Origin of the sequence: Pedobacter sp. G11 (genome assembly GCF_003860265.1) — a bacterium.
Taxonomy (GTDB): domain Bacteria; phylum Bacteroidota; class Bacteroidia; order Sphingobacteriales; family Sphingobacteriaceae; genus Pedobacter; species Pedobacter agri.
This window is the reverse complement of sequence record NZ_CP034190.1, coordinates 2,221,188-2,239,112: the sequence shown is the minus strand read 5'-3', so window position 1 is coordinate 2,239,112 and position 17,925 is coordinate 2,221,188. Positions and strand designations below refer to the sequence as shown.

General features: G+C 37.3%; 15 protein-coding genes and 1 riboswitch. Of the genes, 7 read left to right on the top strand and 8 right to left on the bottom strand.

The window, feature by feature from the left end:
• Nucleotides 1-42 precede the first annotated feature (42 nt).
• Nucleotides 43-732: a 2,3-diphosphoglycerate-dependent phosphoglycerate mutase gene (gpmA, locus tag EA772_RS09750; RefSeq protein WP_124912789.1), complete on the top strand. Its 690-nt coding sequence runs from the start codon at nt 43-45 to the stop codon at nt 730-732.
• Between the two features lie 70 nt (nt 733-802).
• Here gpmA and EA772_RS09745 read toward each other — a convergent pair whose 3' ends face one another.
• From EA772_RS09745 to xth, 4 genes are all read right to left on the bottom strand, one after another.
• Nucleotides 803-1,927 carry a PKD domain-containing protein gene (locus EA772_RS09745; protein ID WP_124912787.1) on the bottom strand — a complete coding sequence of 375 codons (1,125 nt, stop codon included), beginning with the start codon at nt 1,925-1,927 and terminating at the stop codon, nt 803-805.
• 22 nt (nt 1,928-1,949) lie between these two features.
• The gene (locus tag EA772_RS09740; protein ID WP_124912785.1) at nt 1,950-3,059 is read right to left on the bottom strand and encodes a YncE family protein; all 1,110 of its coding nucleotides are present in this window, start codon (nt 3,057-3,059) and stop codon (nt 1,950-1,952) included.
• Between the two features lie 6 nt (nt 3,060-3,065).
• Nucleotides 3,066-5,099 carry a TonB-dependent receptor gene (locus EA772_RS09735; protein WP_124912783.1) on the bottom strand — a complete coding sequence of 678 codons (2,034 nt, stop codon included), beginning with the start codon at nt 5,097-5,099 and terminating at the stop codon, nt 3,066-3,068.
• A gap of 96 nt (nt 5,100-5,195) precedes the next feature.
• Nucleotides 5,196-5,390, bottom strand: a riboswitch (cobalamin riboswitch).
• A gap of 109 nt (nt 5,391-5,499) precedes the next feature.
• Nucleotides 5,500-6,285, bottom strand: a complete 786-nt coding sequence (gene xth, locus EA772_RS09730; RefSeq protein ID WP_124912781.1) for an exodeoxyribonuclease III — start codon at nt 6,283-6,285, stop codon at nt 5,500-5,502.
• A gap of 190 nt (nt 6,286-6,475) precedes the next feature.
• Between xth and EA772_RS09725 the strand changes: the two genes are divergently transcribed.
• The 4 genes from EA772_RS09725 to EA772_RS09710 all read left to right on the top strand — a co-directional run bounded on the left by EA772_RS09725 (nt 6,476) and on the right by EA772_RS09710 (nt 8,737).
• Nucleotides 6,476-6,925, top strand: coding sequence for a sigma-70 family RNA polymerase sigma factor (locus EA772_RS09725; RefSeq protein ID WP_124912779.1), 450 nt, complete (start codon nt 6,476-6,478; stop codon nt 6,923-6,925).
• On the top strand, nt 6,915-7,418 hold the full coding sequence (locus tag EA772_RS09720) for a hypothetical protein (RefSeq protein WP_124912777.1): 504 nt from the start codon (nt 6,915-6,917) through the stop codon (nt 7,416-7,418). Before EA772_RS09725 ends, EA772_RS09720 begins: the two co-directional genes overlap by 11 nt.
• Before the next feature lie 70 nt (nt 7,419-7,488).
• A complete protein-coding gene (locus tag EA772_RS09715) occupies nt 7,489-8,070 on the top strand; it encodes a DUF1543 domain-containing protein (RefSeq protein ID WP_124912775.1) in 582 nt (193 codons plus the stop codon).
• Nucleotides 8,071-8,149: 79 nt separating this feature from the next.
• Nucleotides 8,150-8,737, top strand: coding sequence for a DUF4142 domain-containing protein (locus EA772_RS09710; protein ID WP_010601934.1), 588 nt, complete (start codon nt 8,150-8,152; stop codon nt 8,735-8,737).
• A gap of 49 nt (nt 8,738-8,786) precedes the next feature.
• Here the strand turns inward: EA772_RS09710 and EA772_RS09705 are convergent, their stop codons facing one another.
• Nucleotides 8,787-10,505 (bottom strand): FAD/NAD(P)-binding protein, encoded by a 1,719-nt coding sequence (locus tag EA772_RS09705; protein ID WP_124912773.1) that lies wholly within the window; start codon nt 10,503-10,505, stop codon nt 8,787-8,789.
• 118 nt (nt 10,506-10,623) lie between these two features.
• Complete coding sequence (locus tag EA772_RS09700; RefSeq protein WP_010602225.1) at nt 10,624-11,028, bottom strand: LytTR family DNA-binding domain-containing protein; 405 nt, start codon at nt 11,026-11,028, stop codon at nt 10,624-10,626.
• A gap of 141 nt (nt 11,029-11,169) precedes the next feature.
• Here EA772_RS09700 and EA772_RS09695 point away from each other — a divergent pair, with 141 nt between their 5' ends.
• Nucleotides 11,170-11,586 (top strand): DUF1810 domain-containing protein, encoded by a 417-nt coding sequence (locus EA772_RS09695; protein WP_124912771.1) that lies wholly within the window; start codon nt 11,170-11,172, stop codon nt 11,584-11,586.
• Nucleotides 11,587-11,699: 113 nt separating this feature from the next.
• Here EA772_RS09695 and EA772_RS09690 read toward each other — a convergent pair whose 3' ends face one another.
• Together EA772_RS09690 and EA772_RS09685 are read right to left on the bottom strand one after the other, a co-directional pair.
• Nucleotides 11,700-13,832: a PAS domain S-box protein gene (locus tag EA772_RS09690; protein ID WP_124912769.1), complete on the bottom strand. Its 2,133-nt coding sequence runs from the start codon at nt 13,830-13,832 to the stop codon at nt 11,700-11,702.
• A 462-nt stretch (nt 13,833-14,294) separates the two neighbouring features.
• Nucleotides 14,295-14,717, bottom strand: a complete 423-nt coding sequence (locus tag EA772_RS09685) for a helix-turn-helix domain-containing protein (RefSeq protein ID WP_116169521.1) — start codon at nt 14,715-14,717, stop codon at nt 14,295-14,297.
• A 659-nt stretch (nt 14,718-15,376) separates the two neighbouring features.
• On the opposite strand from EA772_RS09685, the gene EA772_RS09680 reads away from it, so the two are divergent.
• Nucleotides 15,377-17,794, top strand: a complete 2,418-nt coding sequence (locus EA772_RS09680; protein ID WP_124912767.1) for a S9 family peptidase — start codon at nt 15,377-15,379, stop codon at nt 17,792-17,794.
• The last annotated feature ends 131 nt before the right edge of the window (nt 17,795-17,925 follow it).

Genomic DNA, 17,925 nt, shown 5'->3' with positions numbered 1-17,925 from the left:
CTTCAAGCCTTTTTTTTGCACTAAAATTCAATTAAAACATCAATGAAAAAACTCGTATTAATCCGTCATGGTGAAAGTGTGTGGAATGTGGAGAACAGGTTTACGGGGTGGACGGATGTAGACATATCAGCTAACGGCTATCTAGAAGCCAAAAAAGCAGGAGAAATATTAAAGAAACACGATTACAATTTTGATATTGCCTTTACCTCACTTTTAAAAAGAGCAATCAAAACCCTTCATATTATTTTAGAAGATCTTGATCATTTGTGGATCCCTGAATACAAAAGCTGGCATTTAAATGAACGTTTTTACGGAAACCTGCAAGGATTAAATAAGGAAGAAACAGCCAAAAAATTTGGCGCAGCGCAAGTTCAAAAATGGCGAAGAGATCCGGATGAAGAACCGCCGGCGATTACCACAACCGATGAGCGCTGGCCTGGTAACGACTTGAGATATCAATCTTTAACACCTGATGAGTTGCCATTAACAGAAAATCTCAGCGATACGATTGCCCGGGTACTGCCCTTCTGGAATGAATCGATTGTACCAGCCATTAGTAGAAATGAAAAAGTGATTATCTCGGCTCATGGAAATAGCCTTAGAGCTTTGATCAAATACATTGACAACCTATCGAATGAAGAGGTTACCGCATTGGAAATTCCAACCGGTGTTCCTTTAGTTTATGAACTTGATGACGATCTTCGAAAAATTCGCCATTACTATCTGGAGTAGGCTTAAAAACAAAAACCCCTCAAATGTTTCCATCTGAAGAGCTTTGTTACTTTGAGAAGCGTAAAAGAAATTATTTAATATTTAAATCTGTTGCACCCTTTACATCAGTTGATATTTCGCCTAGAATGCCTGCATTAACATTTTGAGCAGTATAAACTCTAACGAAGTCGACCGTGTTTAAGGTTACTTTTTTACCAGTAGCATCAACAGCCCATGAAATATCAAAGCTGTTGTAAAGATTGGTTTTATAATCATCACCTGTAGAGTAACTATCGGTGTAACCCCAATCAAAAGCAGCATTGGATACAATACCAGTACTATTTAGTGTTGATGGTAATAATGTTCCTTTAAAAGTTATTTTCTCCTGATTTGAGGCAAACAGAGGATAAAAATTAATCCGCTTTGCACTGTTGTTTACAAAACCGCTATTCCCCTGATTATCTGTCCAGGCAACGTTTGCAGCCGCTTTCGGATTGGTGTAAGTGATTTCATAATTTTTAATGGTGATTGCTTTTGCATATTCACTTCCAGCCAATTCAAACCATTCATCATCAGGCAAACCATTGCCGTTTTTATCCTGGCTCACCATCACGATTCCTGGTTCAGCAAAAGCATAAGGTGGGCCAAAAGGATTTCCATAAATTGCTAAATCGGCTCCGGTTTGATTTACCACTGAGTGGTCAAAACCAAAAACGATGTAACCACCAAAACCACCTAACGAAACCATATTTGCAGTACTGCCAATTAATTTCTGCGCCTGCTCCGGAGAACCTAAAGAAGCATTATTAATATGCTGCCCCGGTGCTGGTGCATATTCGAAAACTTTACTGATAAATTTACTACTGGTTGGCGTAGCAGCAACTACCGGAACCGGAACAGTAATGGTATATTGATGTGTAAAACTTCCAGCCTCATTATATCCCTTGTAATCTACAATATAGGTTCCGGCTGTAGTTGGCGTAAATGCAAAATTGTAAGCTGTACTTACTACTTTACCATCCAGCTTCCATTCATGTTGAAAACCTTTTCCGTTGTTTGAAACTGCATATAATTCAGTTTTTGAATTTACCTTTCCTGTAATGGCATTTTCTGTAATGCCCATTTTCCCGTCAGGTGCAGTTACTGAATCTTTTTTACATCCGAAAATAAATAGTGATGCAGCAAATAAAACCAATAGGTGCTTGTTAATTTTCATTTTATTATATATTGAGGGTTAATTATTTAGTGTAGAAAACCAGATGAGCTGGTACATCTCCTGTAACTACAGAAAATTTCTTTTTACCGGTTTTATCAAAACAGTACAATGCACCAGGTGAAACATAATCCTTTGCATCGGTAAGGTAAATGTCTGATGAGATCGGATCCACAGCGATTCCATACGGCATCACAATATCTTTTTCACTACCATCTTTTATGAAACCGCCGGCAACAACAGTTTCATCTTTAACATTTATTTTTGAGTAGGAAACCACCGTTGACATGGTTACATTGCTCCAGGCTGTACTGATGATGTAAGCGAAATCTTTATCTATGGTAAAGGTGCTTGCTTCAATATCGAACTTTTTCTTCACGGCGTCAGTTTTGGTATCCACGACATAAAGGTTTGACTTTATATTATAATAATCACCTCTTGAAGTCACGTATAAATCACCATATTGATCAGCTTTTAAGCGATTAAGATTAATTGCAACATCAATTCTTTTGCTTTCTAAATTAGTGGTTAAATTTATTACAGAGATTGAACGCTCATAATCGCTGCTGGAATAACCGCCAGAATTCGCCACGTATAATTTATCGCCAACTACAGCCAAATCTTCAGGCTGGCGACCAACCGTAATTTTTGTATCGATTTTGAATGATGCCGTATCGATTACGCCAACGTAGCCATCGTATGATGTTACGTAAGCCTTATTTTTGTAAAAGGCAACGTAGCGACAGTTTGGAATATCAACCTGTGCCAATTTCTTCGTCGTTTTTACATCCAGAATCTCCAGTTTATTGGAGCCATTTACCACTACATAAAGTTTAGATCCATAGATTTTAATATCATTACCCACATCACCTAAACCTAAAGTTACACTAGGATTTGCCGCTCCATAAAGGTTTCTCCGGTAAACACCTGTTGCGTAATCATAGTAATCTAATGATGCTTTATTCGAACCGAAATTACCTTCATTCAAAATATAAAGGCCATTCACGGCGGTTACACCTTGGCCAGGTAACTGAACTTGCTCCTCTGGTGTAACTGATTTATCTTTCCGGCAAGACCATAAAACGGTGCTTAGGCCGAACAACAATAACATTTTAACTGTAGTAGAATTTTTCATTTTGTATTAATTAAATTTTGTAATAAGCGTAATTCTGAAATTTCTTCCAGGCATTGGGTAGTTAAGTACTACATCATAATACTGGTTAAAAACATTATTCACTTCAGCAGCAATGCTGTAGTTTATTTTTGAAGCATTGAAGGAATACCGAATTGCCAAATCATGAGTGTACCAGGGTTCGACATAGTTAACCGGAATATTTGCTTTCTGGCTATAGCGTTCGCCGGTGTAGATGTAACTGTAGCTTAAACCAAAGTTCTTATAATCTGATGCCAACGTAAACGAAGCACTATTCACTGGAATGTAAGGAATTTGCTGTCCAAAAAGCTCACTTGTAGGTGTAACATCCAATGCTCGCTCATAGGTATAATTGGCCTTTGCAACGATGTTAAGCTCGTCAAAATTCCAATGGCTCTGCAAACTTGTTTCTAATCCTTCCACCTCCACTTTGCCCAAATTTAACATGGTCCAGCGGAATAAAGTTAGGGTAGGTATGGCAACAATCTTATCTCTTACATCGCTATAATAAACATCTGTTTGAAGCGAAATATGATTGAGTTTATTACCTTCAAAAGATTTAGAATAGGTAAAGCCGAGGTCGTACTGACTCGTATATTCTGGATTCAGCTTGCTGTTACCAATAAAAGTATAGTACAGATCGTTAAAGGTTGGCATCCTGAAAATCGACTTATAAAATGCCCGCAACCTGAGATTATTTTTTGCAAAGGGTTGCCAGGAAGCCATTACTGTTGGTGTATATTCAGTTTTATCGCCTGCGGGTATATTACTTTTCACCTGATCGTTAACCAAAGTAGCTAAAACATTTCCCTGGATATTGAATCTTGGCCAGCTAAATTTTGTAGCCAGTGCAATTAAACCGGTTTGCCTTTTCGGGTAGGCAAAGTTTTCCAGGTTGGCATCCAATTGTTGATAGGTGTAATCTGTTGAGAGCGAAAGATCCCAGAATTGAGTGAAGTGATACAAACTTGCAAGCGACAAATAAAATTCTTGCTGCGTATATCGGTTATCTAAAGCGCCAAATATTGAAACCCGATCCGGATCAAGGTATCTGGTAAAATCATAAGCATATTTGGCATTTACTAAAAACTGAAGTTTTCGATCTGTTTGAGTTTCGAAGGAAGACTGAACAAAGAAATTATCATCCCACTGGCGTTGGGTAAAGTCGAATTTATTAGCAACAATGGCACCAGGTACTCCCCTCTCGCTGTTGTAGTTGTATAACTTGATTTGCCATTTGCTGCTGTCAGAGGTTGTCCCATAAAGGCCACCTTCTATACGCTTAGCAAAAATATCTGCGTTGCGCCTAACTACCGTAGTATCATAAACACCATTGGTGTAACGGTAATTATATTTTCCATTTGCGTTTATTAGCTCAGCATTTAAATTTAACGCCAAGCGGCTTCCCAATTGCTGGTTATAGGTGACTGAAGGATCAATCAAGCCGAAAGAACCCGTTTTCAAAGCCAACCGAAAATTCCTGTTTTGATCAGCCTCAAATGTTGGAACAATTGTTTTTAAATAGAGGGAGCTGGCAGATGCAAAAGCTTTAGCCGGCATTAATAAATCACTTTTTTGCCCGCTGTAAAGCGAAATCTCTTCAATGTTATCAAGAGAATATTTACCCAAATCTACCTGACCGTTTTGTGCGTTACCTAATTGTACGCCATCATAAAATACCGCAGTGTGGTTGGTACCCATGCTCCGAACATTAATGGTTTTTAAACCACCGATACCACCATAATCTTTCAGTTGAACACCTGAAAAATAGCGAATGGCATCAGCCACAGATAAGGCGTTTAGATTTTTTAATTCTTTACCATTTAATATTTGGAGGGGTGTGGGCGAAAGATTTTGTGTAGATCTTCTTTTCTGTTTGATTTCTACTTCTTTCAATACATTAGCTTTTAAAGAATCTGTTTGTGCAACAGATAATTCAGGCATGAGCATACCTGTCCAGAAAATGAACAAGCTGATAGAATAATATTTTACGCCATTAGAGGCAGGTAAAAACCTAAACATTTTGGTGTGAGTTTAATCCCCACAGCAAACAGAATTACAAGAAATGAAAATACGGAATACCAAAAGTACCTCATCTCTAGCTTCAATCCCCGAAAGCTATGAAATATTGCTAGAGGCAGGTCTTCTGACTTACTCCCGGGTTTCTTACCTTCCCATTTCTTGAATGTGAAACAGTGGCTTTATGAATAGAAATCCGTTATGGAGCTCACAGCTGCGGGACAGTTTTGGATTTACACCAAATTCCCTTTTAATTCCGGGTGTGAAGCGGAAACCAAAAGCATGGCAAAGGTAGCCAAAATTTGAGAAGAATTCTGAAAATATAAATTTGTGTGAAAAATTCACGAAACGCAATCATTCAAACAATTATCTCTGAAACATATGTGCTGAAGTGAATCTCGAATTATTCTTTTTCAGAGTCAGTAATTTCAATCCAAACCGGGCAGTGGTCACTTGTTTTCTCCCATCCACGAACATGCTTATCTACCCCTGCGTTTAAAAGCCTTTTCTCCAGTTGAGGACTAAGCAGAAAATGGTCAATTCTTAAACCTGCATTTCTGCCATAAGCATTTCTAAAATAATCGAAGAAAGTATAAATTACTTCATTAGGAAACAATTTTCTAATGGCATCTGTCCATCCCTGGGCAACAAGATCATGAAATGCTTTGCGTACTTCAGGTCTGAAAAGCGCATCTTCCACCCAACGTTCCGGTTTATAAACGTCGAGTTCAGTTGGCATTACATTATAATCTCCAGCCAAAACAACAGGTAAATTATATTCTAAAAGCTTTGCTGCATGAAGCGTTAGTCGTTCAAACCAAGCCAGTTTGTAATCCAGTTTTAAACCTGGCGCAGGGTTTCCATTAGGCAAATATAAACAGCCAACAACTACCCCATTTACCATGGCCTCAATATAACGGCTGTGCAAATCTTCCGGGTCTCCTGGTAAGCCTCTTTTTAATTCCTTTATTTCGTGTCCACGAGAAAGAATGGCCACACCGTTCCAGCTTTTTTGACCATGCCAAATTGCATTGTAACCTGCATCCAAAATGGCTTGGTGAGGAAATTTCTCGTCAGGAGCTTTCAGTTCCTGCAAACAAACCACATCTGGCTGAGTTTCTTCGAGCCATTTTAACAAAACCGGTAAGCGTCCGTTTACGCCATTTACATTGTAGGTTGCTATTCTCATCTTCAAAATATTGGTGCGCTAAATTAAAGGAACAAAATAATAATCAAATTAAAATGATATTAGAGATTTTCCAATTTTGTATATAAAACCATCTAAAACAATTAAAGTTGACTCTTTTTTCTTTTTGAATAAAAGTATTTTAAGTTTTTGCGCTTATCTTGCAATTATATTTAATTACTCCCGTTAATAAATGTCTGAAGTTGCTTTAAATATCCGCAAAGATAACGTAAAAGATATTCGTCAGTTATACGATAAATATGCTGGCATGCTTTTAGGTTTTATCCGAGGAACAGTTCAAGATCATAAGAGGTCGGAAGAACACTTAATTAAAATTATATCTGCATTTGCGATAGAAAGCAATGGCCGCCCAACCTCCTGGTTAGCGCTGAGGCAGTATGCACAAAATAAATTGATTGAGTTTTCTTCAGCAGACCATGAAGGTGGGAAGTTACGAGATGCCAACGAGATTAATGATGATTTAAATTTATTAACTGCTGACGAACGCGTTGTTTTTCAGGCGGTTTATTATCAGAAAAAATCAATCTCTCAGCTGGCAAGCCTACTTCACAAAAAAGAAGATATTTTGCGCACCCAATTAAAATCATCAGTAGATAAAATCAGGAAAGCTCGTGGAAATTAAAAAATTTATAGATAGCGGCCTAATGGAAACCTATGTAATGGGCGTGGCAACGGATGATGAAGTTCAGCAGGTGTTACTGCTTAAAAAACAATATCCTGAATTTGATGAGGCTTTAACAAAACTGGAGTTGGACATGGAAATACTTGCCCAAAGCATGGCTGTTCCTCCACCTCCCGGAATATTGTCTAAAATTGAGCAAGAGGTAAATGAAATTAAACTTCGTGAGCAAAATTTAGATCGTTATACTTCACCTGAACACAAATATCAACAAGCTGAACAGGAAAAAGTAAAGCAAGATCGGTACATCGAGGTAGAGTCTGAATCAAACCAAATGCGCATTCATAAAGCATGGCGATGGGTTTTTGCTGCTGTTTTTGTGTTGGGGAAAATATTTCTGGGTTTTGCCATTTATTTTTATCTGGAAAACCGTCAGGCGCAGGAGCAAATTAAAGATTTAAAATTAGAGATTAAAGATATCCGATTCATCAGATAAAAACGCGTTAAATAATATTTTTCAAAACGATAAGATCAATTGCTGGTTATAATATCTATAATTCAGCAATATGAACGATCAGCTATCACCAAACGGAAATCCAAAATTATATATGTTACTTTTAGGTTCGAAAGCACCTAAAAGAAATGTAGAGCAACACGATTATTTTTTCGGAATTGCTCATTCTTTAAAGGAACTTGTTCCAGATATCAAAGCCTTCTGGCCTGAAGCTGGTAATAGCATCCATATTGATGGCTGGCGTGAAGTAAATGAGGTTGATGGTTTCCAAATTCAGGTTAAGCCAAGAGTTCCCGGTCATAACACTTCTCAACACAAATTATTTTTTATTAATCTGGGTGGTTACCAGTCTGGCAAGTTAGAAGAACAGCACTATATTGTTTTAGGTGTGAAAGATGATCGTGCTGCTGCCATTCAGGATGCAAAAAAAACAGTGTTTTTTAAAACAAACTCTGTAAAAGGCGCCAATTCACATATTGATGAAAAATACGGAATTGACATTGATGATATTTATCGGGTGGAAGATATTTTGAGTCCGCAGCATAAAGAAAAGTATCATATCGACATTACACCGAATGCAGACCTACCAGAGGATGAAATCCATCTGGGTTATTTTAAACTAGATAAAATTTAAGGGATAGTTTGCTGAAGCAAGATTATACTAAACCTTTCCAAATAAATCATGTTATTAGAATACAACAAAAACCAATAATATGAAAAAGTTAATTTATTTAATGGCCGTTTCAGTTTCGGCCCTGGCATTTCAAGCGTGTGGCGGTGGAGATAAAGATGCAAAGGAAACAGCAGATAGCTTAAACATGAGCAAAGACACCACCACGAATACTGCTGCAACCGGTGGTATTGCCGTTGATGATGCTGATGCAAAATTTACCACAGCTGCTGCAGTAGGGGGAATGGCAGAAGTTGAGCTTGGCAAACTGGCGCTGCAAAAAAGTACTAATCCGCAGGTAAAAGAGTTTGCGACGATGATGGTGAATGATCATGGAAAAGCAAATACCGAATTGATGGAAATCGCTGCAGCTAAAAACATTACCTTACCATCTACAGTTGATGAAGAACACAAATCGAAAATGGATGACTTAAGCAAAAAATCGGGTACTGATTTTGATAAAGCTTATGTTGACGCCATGGTTGACGGGCATAAATCTACATTGAAATTAATGGAAGATGAATCTAAAAGCGGAGCGGATGCCGAGTTAAAAGCATTTGCAACTAAAACTGCTCCTGTAGTTCAAACACATTTAACAATGATTAATAAAATTAAAGATGGGATGAAATAAGTTTTCATCACATTATAAAGAAAAACCGAGGCGTTTACCTCGGTTTTTTTTATGCTTTTATTTTTTTCATGACCTGTTCTGATGCTGCTTCGCAGAAGTCGATACCCGAGTAATCTGGATTGTAACCCCCAATATAGGGAACCGCTAGAATATAAATACGTTCATTTGCTTCTCCATCTTTATCCACTACCTGGAAAAAATCGTTAATGGTTATTCCAGGAACACTCAGAAAATATTCTCCGTTTTTATGTTTCTTAACCAGTTTATTTTTTTGTTTCATTTCCTTCTCAGCTTTTTCAGCGTCTTTAAAACGCAATGTAGCCGGGCTTATCGTACCATCATCAATTAAGCCCTGAAACGGGAAATCTTCAAATGATAAGTGAGGTTGTCCAACGCAATCAACAAACATGCTGAAGCTTTCGGAAATCTCCTTTCCATTTTCATCTTTGTAGTAATAGGTTGCGCCGCCTTCAGGATTTGGTTCAACATGACTGTCATCGCCAACAGAAACAATATCCAATACGCCGGCATCATGAAGGGCCATTAAATCGCGACATGAACTTTGAGGTACGAAAGCAATCACTATTGAAATCAAAGGCATCAACACCTTTTGCAGTCTCAACATATCTTCTGCGGGCAAGTATTTCGCTGGATAATTCATTGCAAAACTCAACACTGCCAGTACTTCCTTCCAATAAATCGATTCTTTTTTCTCAATAGATTTTTCGGCTTCCAAATATTCTTTTTTAAAGAGATCAAAAGGCGGTAACTTTTCCCGATAATCCATCATGGCATCAACAAAAGTTTCCAAATCCATATCCTTTATCCGTTCATAAAATTTTGGCTCTTTCTTTTTAAATTGTTCCTTAAAATTTTTTTCAAAAACATAGTTGAGAGAAATAAAACCTCCGTTTTCTTTAATGTGCTTCTGAATCTGGCTTTTGGTGAGTGTGGTATCTTTACCTAAATGACTATCTTCCAAATGAAAGCGAATGGCAGGTAACAATCCATTTCTGGAATGCATGACAATCTTAAACTTACTGCTTTTCGGATCCAGTTTAAATAAATAGGTACCATCATCATTTTGCGTAAAAACACCATTATTTCTGGCCAGCGTTCTGATGGCATCAACGGCAGTTAACGATGAACCTTTCAAGGCAATAGGCGCATTAAAATGTTTAGCCAACTTTTTTGGTGGGTACGGGGCATCAAAATAACCAGGAATTTTACCTTCATATTTTTTGGGCCAATGGTGCCCGGTACAGATCATGATTTCGTCAAAAATCAATTCGTCTTTATTATCTATTTGTACCTTAACTTTTTTATTCTCTTTATCATCGAAAACGTTTGTTACCGTTGTGCGCAAATGAACTTTAGTAGAAATTGCCTTTTTTTCTGCCGCGGCCATTAAGAGATCAAATTGAGCTGAAAGATACTCACCAAAAAATAAGCGTGGTAAAACCTTATATTCGTTGAACTTTGAAGAATTGATGTCAAACTTTTTCAATATTGATTGAGGTGCAATTTTTACCCAATCTTCTATTGAACTGTAGATGATTGGAATCTCATTATCCGATACGTTTGTAATATGCTCCTGCGCTGCTCCTTCGGGACTGTAGGGCATACCCGACCCTAAAAATGCTTTTCTTTCAAAAATCTCTATTTCGATATTTTTTAAGCCTGACTCAATAAGTCGTTTATAGATAAAAAGTCCGCAAGGACCTCCGCCAAGTATTGCAATTCTTTTGGTTGAAACCTTTTTGCTCATGTATTAGGAGTAAGAAATTTAAAAAAATTATAATGCTTAAACAGATTTACCATTTTAAGCTTTCCTTACAATCCTAAAAAAAGGAAATTGTTTTGTGCATGAGGAACTATCTTGCTCACTAAGTGATCGAATAGCCTTTTTGTTTCTTTTCTTTTTGCAGAACTTCATCAATTGCAGCAGCAAGTTTTGTAAATACAATAGGCTTAACTAAAAATTTATCGCCATTTACGCCAAACGCATCGATTGCATATTCTTCATAAGAGGTTACAAAAAATAAAAACCGAACGCTATCACGCAAAATCTTTGCTACATCTAAACCTGATATATCCATTCTGATATCGAGAAATAAAAAGTCAATATCACTTTCTCCTTTCAGGTCCATAATGGCCTTTGCAGGATCGACATAGGTTTTAACATCAGCAAAATCAGGTATTTTGGAAAGAAAATTTGCAAGAATATCAATGCTGAGTTGATCATCATCGATAATTATACATTTATAAGGAGATTTATTAGCGTAGTCCATTTAGAATTTTCAATAGTGGAAGCAAATGGTAAGCCAAATAACCTGATACAAGCTGTAGTTTTTTGACTACAGAGCGTTATTGTTGGATTTGATCGGAAAACTATTACAATTTAGATGAGTTATTAAATCAATTAAGATATTATGAAATCACTAGACAGGTTTATTACAGCTCAGAGCGATAGTTATGATCATGCGCTTTCGGAAATTAGAAAAGGTAGAAAAACAAGCCATTGGATGTGGTATATTTTCCCGCAAATTGAAGGTTTAGCCCATAGTGATACTGCAAAATATTATGCCTTGAAGGATACGGTGGAAGCGGAAAATTATTTAAATCATCCTATATTAGGGAAAAGATTAATTGAAATTTCTGAAGAACTGTTGAAGCACAAGAATAAAACTGCCAATGAAATTTTCGGATATCCCGATGATTTAAAGCTTCACTCCAGCATGACGCTTTTTTCGATTTTACCGAATAGCAACCCGGTATTTAAAAATGTTATTGTAGCTTATTTCAATGGCGCTGATGATGAAAAAACAATTAGAATTTGTAACGCATAAATTTGGATAGTTTAAAACCAATGTGCTATTTTGCTGTTTCAATTATAATTCATTCATGTTTGAGCGCATGTTTGGGTTTAGATATGGGATAGGCTTCGCAGCCTGTCCCTTTTTTATGATAATGGTAAGGTGAAATAAAATACTGATCCTTTGCCAGTTTCGCTTTCTACCCAAATCCGCCCGTTATGGCGCTCTATAATTTCAGCACTTAAATATAATCCAATGCCGAAGCCTGATATGGTGTGATTGGTTTCTACGCGATAATAACGTTCAAATAATTTTTTGGCATCATGTTCCGAAATACCGATGCCTTCATCTCTTACACTAACAATTACTTCATTATCCGTAATTTCGCAGTTTACTTCGATATTGGTTCCATTGGCTGAATACTTATGTGCATTGCTTAGTAGATTTGAAATTACATTTCCAATTTTATCTCTATCTCCGTTCACTGTTACCTCACATGAGCTATCAAAGTTTATTTCATGTGTTGATGGAGAGATAAAAGACTCATCAATGGTTTCTTGCAGTAACTGATCTAGCCTGAAAGGTCGTTTATCTACCAGCAATTTCCCGGATTCTAACCTGGAAACATTCAGGAAACCATTAATCATAGCCGTCATCTTTCTAACCTGGATATAAGCCTTATCTAAAGCATTTGTAGAATAGTCATCATCTGCATTCTTCGCTTTGCGCTGGAGTACTTGCACAAAACCATTAATGGCAGTGAGTGGTGTTTTCAGCTCATGGCTTACCATCCCAATGAAATCGTTTTTGCGAAGTTCATCAAGCTTTCTTTCGGTAATATCCATAAACATTCCTGAATATTCTGTTGGATTGCCCTGTTGATCTAAGAAGACCTTACCAGTAGCTTTCACCCATTTTTCTTCTCCAGTAATTAAATTAGTTATCGGATACTCGGTATCACTTGATACATGATTTTTTAGTGCATTATCTAAAGCATTAAGAAGCATCTGGTGGTAATCATTATCCACTGCTTTCATCACTTCGTCAATATTTACTGAACGTTCCATACTCAAGCCAAGCAAATCTCTTACGAACGCCGACATGGTTATCTTCATGGTTTCAGGGTTGATACTCCAGGTACCCATTTTACCGGTTTCAATCGCCTGAAGCAGCTTTTCTTCGCTATCTGAGAGTTTTTTGATGTATGCAACAAGATCACTATGGGTTTGCGCAAGTTCTTGATTGGTGGCTGCTAACTCCTCATTGGTTGCGGCAAGTTCCTCATTTGCCGCTGCCATCTCTTCGTTGAGCTCCTGTAGTTCTTCCTGGTGTTTTTTCCGATCGGTAATGTCAATACATGAGCTGATATAACCTGCAAAAGTTCCATCAGGGTGCAAGCGTGGTGGGCCATTCGCCAAAAGCCATCTGTAGTTTCCTTCCTTACTTAGAATCCTGAATTCTCCTGTAAAAGGTGTTTTTTTTGCTAATGCAGAAAGATATATGCCCACATAACGTTCTCGGTCATCCGGATGTATCAAATCAGCCCAACCAAATTCAAGAAGATCATCCATAGATCTACCTGTCAATTCCACCCATGGTTTGTTGAAATATATTGCATTTCCGGTTTCATCGCCAACGGCTATAAAAATATCTGTTCCCTCGGCCATTGTTCTAAACCGTTCTTCACTTTCAGATAATTCACGTACCCGTTTTAAAACCCGTTCTTCTAAATCATTATTTAATGATGAAAGCTTATCCTGAGCCACTTGCAACTCTTCGTTTGTGGCCAACAGCTCTTCGTTGGTGGCAGCAAGTTCTTCATTAAGTTCTTGTTCCCTTTGCAGCGCCATCTCTTTTTCAGCAGCTCTTTCTTCAGCCTCTTTTTTCAAAAAGCGCTCCGTAACATCAATCGCTGTATGTAGAATACAAATTACCTGACCGCTTTCATCCTTTACTGCTTTATATTCAAAATCAAAATAAAAAGTACTGATTTCACCTTCGATCTCCAAATTAGCAGCAGTATCTTTTCCAGAAATAGTCAATCCTTCACGCCAAACGGTTTTGAACATATCTATAAATGGTTGCCCTTTGAGTTCAGGAAGGGCTTCCTCTAATGACTTTCCTATCACGCTTCTATCCTTGCCCCAAATACGCAGCATCGCGTCATTCGCTTCCTGGATAATAGCATCTTCTGTAACGTGAATGGCCGTTGCGGTATGTGTTAAATTGAAAACTTGCAACAATTGCTCGTTACTTAAGAGGTAATTATGATGACTCATTCTATGATCAGGATGAAATTTTGACGATAAATATTTTTAATTTTCAACAATTACTATTCCAACAATGAAAATATTAATTCCTTAGAACATATAGCTCTGATTTACTTGGCTGTTAATAAATCTGAATTTAACAACTATGAAGGGCAAAATAATGTTTGATTGTCTGTTTCGAAGTTATTAACATTTTTATGAAGTTGTGTAAAATTATTTCATTTGAACAAACCAACATTTCACTAAATTGTTAACCATAAAACAACAGATAAAAAAGTCCTGTGAGCGGGCAATCCGCGGAGGGCAGGCACATCATAAAAGGATACTTCCTTTAACAAAAAAAGATAGCCACTTAATATTTTAAGTGGCTATTCTTCTAGAAATGCTTAGCAATCTAAAGAGCGTTAAATTGAAGCAAATTATTTTAAACGAAATTAAATTCAAAAGCAATTAGATCTTTTAGATTTTGCTTTATTGATAAATGAAAGTACCCGTTCTCCTATTTCTTAATGGTATGGTTTTCGGCTGAACCCCATCTAAAGGATCTTGCTCCTCGGAGTTTAACAAATCGTTATACTTTTCTAACAGATGGATGTATTTATTCATCCAAAAATAAACAGAGTTTGGTTCAGCAGCCGGCTGTGTAGGTGAATCGGCGTTTGCTGTGACGTAGGCATTTCCATTAGGAAAAACATCAGGGAAAGAATCAGAGAGATCTTGCCCCAGCAAATTACCAATTTGCCAGATAACCTCGTGGCTCAGCCGATCTTGGCCAAACCAGTTGTAGATTGTTCTTCTGCTAACATTCAGTTTCCTTGAAAGTTCGCTAATTCCCATACGGTCCCGGCGCACTATGCGCTCAAGAATTTCACCATGTTTTGATTGAGTTGTCATTGAGATAATTAATTTCCTTTGGTTAAAAAAATTTATTAAATCAAATATCGGGGACGACTGACATATCAAATTTAATAAAAACCGTGTAAGGATGTATAAAACATGCGCATTATTTGACTTTTGTCAATATGAAGGCTAGAAATAGTGTGCAAAACGCCTTTTAAAGGGTATAATTACGTGTCTAAAAGAAGTAAATCTACGAATACAAACTACCGTTATTTTACATTTTTAGTGCGATTTGTGGACCGTTAGGTGAATTTCTTAAATTAATAACCTGCTTAAAATTTAGGGTGAATTATATAGCTGAACAATGACTTCAAACAAAACTAACCAAAACGACTTAGCGGTAAGCTAATTTTTAGACCGCCTTGATGATCAGATTAAAGACAAAACAGTTTCGATTTTATCGAGATTATGAAAAAAGTAACCAGTTTCGAAGCCAAGATGTGGGAACCGCAATCATCTAGCTGATATTGATCAAAATATATTAGCATTGATGATTGACAATTCTGTAAAACACATCCAAAATCTATATCCTTAAGCCTTATTTAGAAACAAGAGAAGACATAGGTTTTAACTTCTGTAAATAAGAAGTTACGCATCATCAAGTTTAATTTTGCAATATTTGGGCATTCCTTATTTCAAATAAACTAACTGAGATGATTAAAAAATTACAGCTTTATTTTTTATTGGCGGGCGTATGTGTTTCGTTGAATGCAAATGCACAAGATGCCATCAGCTATCAAACACCACCGAAAGAAATCGCTGACCTATTATTGGCAAAGCCAACACCTGGGGTAAGTATTGACGGGAAAGCAGAATGGATTTTATTCAGTGAGCGCAATTCATATCCATCAGTTGAAGAATTGGCAATGCCTGAATATCGTATTGCAGGTTTAAGGTTAAATCCGAATAACTATTCACCCAGCAGACAAAATTTCATCAACAATTTCAGTCTGAAAAATATTAAATCAAATCAAACTTTTCAGGTTACTGGTTTGCCAAGCCCATTATACGCTGGTAATATCAGCTGGAATCCTGCTGAAAATAAGATTGCATTTACCAACACTACTCAAAAGGGCGTAGACCTTTACATCATTGATCTGGCCACTAAAAAAGCGACCAAAACTAATAAAGCATTTTTAAATGTTGTTTTGGGAAGCGGTTTAACCTGGTTAAATGATAATACAATCATTTATCGCACTGTAACGAAACCTGCAAGTGCCGCTCCAGCAAAACCTTTAATGCCAAAGGGGCCTACCATTCAACAAAATTTGGGTAAAGCAGCACCAAGTGCAACTTACCAGGATTTAATTAAATCGCCTTTTGATGAGCAGTTGTTTGAGTTTTTCGCAACATCGCAACTGGTTAAAAATACAGCCGGAATAGAAACTCCTATTGGCAAGCCAGCTATCTATCAACGAGTAAATTTATCACCCGATAAAAATTTTATGATGATTGAAACCATTCGCAAACCATTCTCTTATTTGGTTTCGGCTTTTGGCTTTCCATCAACTGTTGCTATAACAGACTTAACAGGAAAACCTGTAAAAGTTATTGCAGAATTACCCTCATCAGAAGGTACACCTTCAGGTTATGACAATACACAAAATGTGCCGCGTGGGTTTGATTGGAGAGATGATGAGCCGGCAACTATTGTTTGGGCAAAACCACTTGATAGCGGTTTAATTAAAAAGAATGTTCCTTTTCACGATGCTGTTTATGCTTTGAGTGCTCCATTTACGGGTGCTGAAAAAGAACTTTTTAAAACGCAAACTCGTTACCGCGGTGTTCAATGGGGTGATGCAAACCTGGCTTTAATTATGGAAGGTTTAAGAAGTAAGCAAACTTCGAAAGTGAGCAGATACAATCCTGCAACAGGTGCTGTTGAAGAATTATATAGCCGCAACCAAACCGATGCTTATGGCAATCCAGGTTCTCCGGTTACCGTAAAAAATAAATATGGTCGCCAGGTGATTAAATTGGTTGACAATGGAACGAAATTATTGATGAATAATCCGGTTGGTTCATCAGAGAAAGGTGATTTACCATTCCTGGCCAAATTTGATCTGGCATCAAAGAAGAATGAGATTGTTTGGCGCAGCGCTGAAGGAACTTTCGAATATGTGAGCGATGTGATCAATCCAGATAAGTTGGTTTTACTCACACGCAAGGAAAGTCAAAAACTAGTTCCAAATTACTATATTAAAAATTTAGTTCTTCGCGTTGCCGATCAGCCAATTACAAATTTTGCTAATCCTTACCCATCATTAGATGGCATCACGAAAGAGAAAATTTCATACAAACGTGCCGATGGAGTTGATTTAACTGGTGATTTATATTTACCCAAAGGTTATAACAAAGATAAAGACGGCCCGCTTCCAACTTTAATATGGGCATACCCTCGTGAATTTAATTCGGCTGCCGATGCAGCACAAATTCGTGGTTCAAAAGATAAGTTTACCGCAATCAGCTGGGGTTCGCCAATTTACTGGGTTAGCAGAGGTTATGCTATTTTAGATAATGCGGAGATGCCTATTGTTGCTAAAGATGGTAAAAAACCGAATGATACTTTTATTGAGCAATTGAAACTAAATGCAGAGGCTGCGATAAATAAATTGTCTGATCTGGGTGTAGGAGACAAAAAACGTATGGCAGTTGGCGGTCATAGTTATGGAGCTTTTATGACGGCAAATTTATTGGCACATACCAACTTGTTCGCCGCTGGAATTGCCCGTAGTGGAGCTTACAATCGTACTTTAACGCCATTTGGATTTCAAAATGAAGAACGCACATATTGGCAGGTACCTCAATTGTACTATGAAATGAGTCCTTTCAGTTATGCAGACAAAATCAAAACACCTATCTTGCTCATTCACGGAGATTCAGACGATAACCCAGGAACTTTCCCAATCAACAGTGAACGTTTATTTAACGCAATTAAAGGTGCCGGCGGTACAACCCGTTTCGTATTCCTACCTTACGAAGCACATGGCTACCGTGGCAAAGAAAATATTCTTCACACCCTTTGGGAAGAAGATCAATGGCTGGAAAAATACGTTAAAGGCAAAAAATAATTCTCTCTATTGTTATCAAAAAGCTCCGAAGAATCGGAGCTTTTTTTATACAGCTCACATTTTTCCACAGGCTAGACTAGCTTATAAAATCCCTGATTTCACGTATCTTTATCTGGGCAAAACTGAACATT

Bases quoted from the DNA above. Each gene is read 5' to 3' on its own strand.
- EA772_RS09700 (WP_010602225.1), bottom strand. From the start codon at position 11,028: ATGGACTACGCTAATAAATCTCCTTATAAATGTATAATTATCGATGAT.
- EA772_RS09740 (WP_124912785.1), bottom strand. From the start codon at position 3,059: ATGAAAAATTCTACTACAGTTAAAATGTTATTGTTGTTCGGCCTAAGC.
- gpmA (WP_124912789.1), top strand. From the start codon at position 43: ATGAAAAAACTCGTATTAATCCGTCATGGTGAAAGTGTGTGGAATGTG.
- EA772_RS09735 (WP_124912783.1), bottom strand. From the start codon at position 5,099: ATGTTTAGGTTTTTACCTGCCTCTAATGGCGTAAAATATTATTCTATC.
- EA772_RS09745 (WP_124912787.1), bottom strand. From the start codon at position 1,927: ATGAAAATTAACAAGCACCTATTGGTTTTATTTGCTGCATCACTATTT.
- EA772_RS09715 (WP_124912775.1), top strand. From the start codon at position 7,489: ATGAACGATCAGCTATCACCAAACGGAAATCCAAAATTATATATGTTA.
- EA772_RS09685 (WP_116169521.1), bottom strand. From the start codon at position 14,717: ATGACAACTCAATCAAAACATGGTGAAATTCTTGAGCGCATAGTGCGC.
- EA772_RS09725 (WP_124912779.1), top strand. From the start codon at position 6,476: ATGTCTGAAGTTGCTTTAAATATCCGCAAAGATAACGTAAAAGATATT.
- EA772_RS09705 (WP_124912773.1), bottom strand. From the start codon at position 10,505: ATGAGCAAAAAGGTTTCAACCAAAAGAATTGCAATACTTGGCGGAGGT.
- EA772_RS09680 (WP_124912767.1), top strand. From the start codon at position 15,377: ATGATTAAAAAATTACAGCTTTATTTTTTATTGGCGGGCGTATGTGTT.
- EA772_RS09695 (WP_124912771.1), top strand. From the start codon at position 11,170: ATGAAATCACTAGACAGGTTTATTACAGCTCAGAGCGATAGTTATGAT.
- EA772_RS09690 (WP_124912769.1), bottom strand. From the start codon at position 13,832: ATGAGTCATCATAATTACCTCTTAAGTAACGAGCAATTGTTGCAAGTT.
- xth (WP_124912781.1), bottom strand. From the start codon at position 6,285: ATGAGAATAGCAACCTACAATGTAAATGGCGTAAACGGACGCTTACCG.
- EA772_RS09710 (WP_010601934.1), top strand. From the start codon at position 8,150: ATGAAAAAGTTAATTTATTTAATGGCCGTTTCAGTTTCGGCCCTGGCA.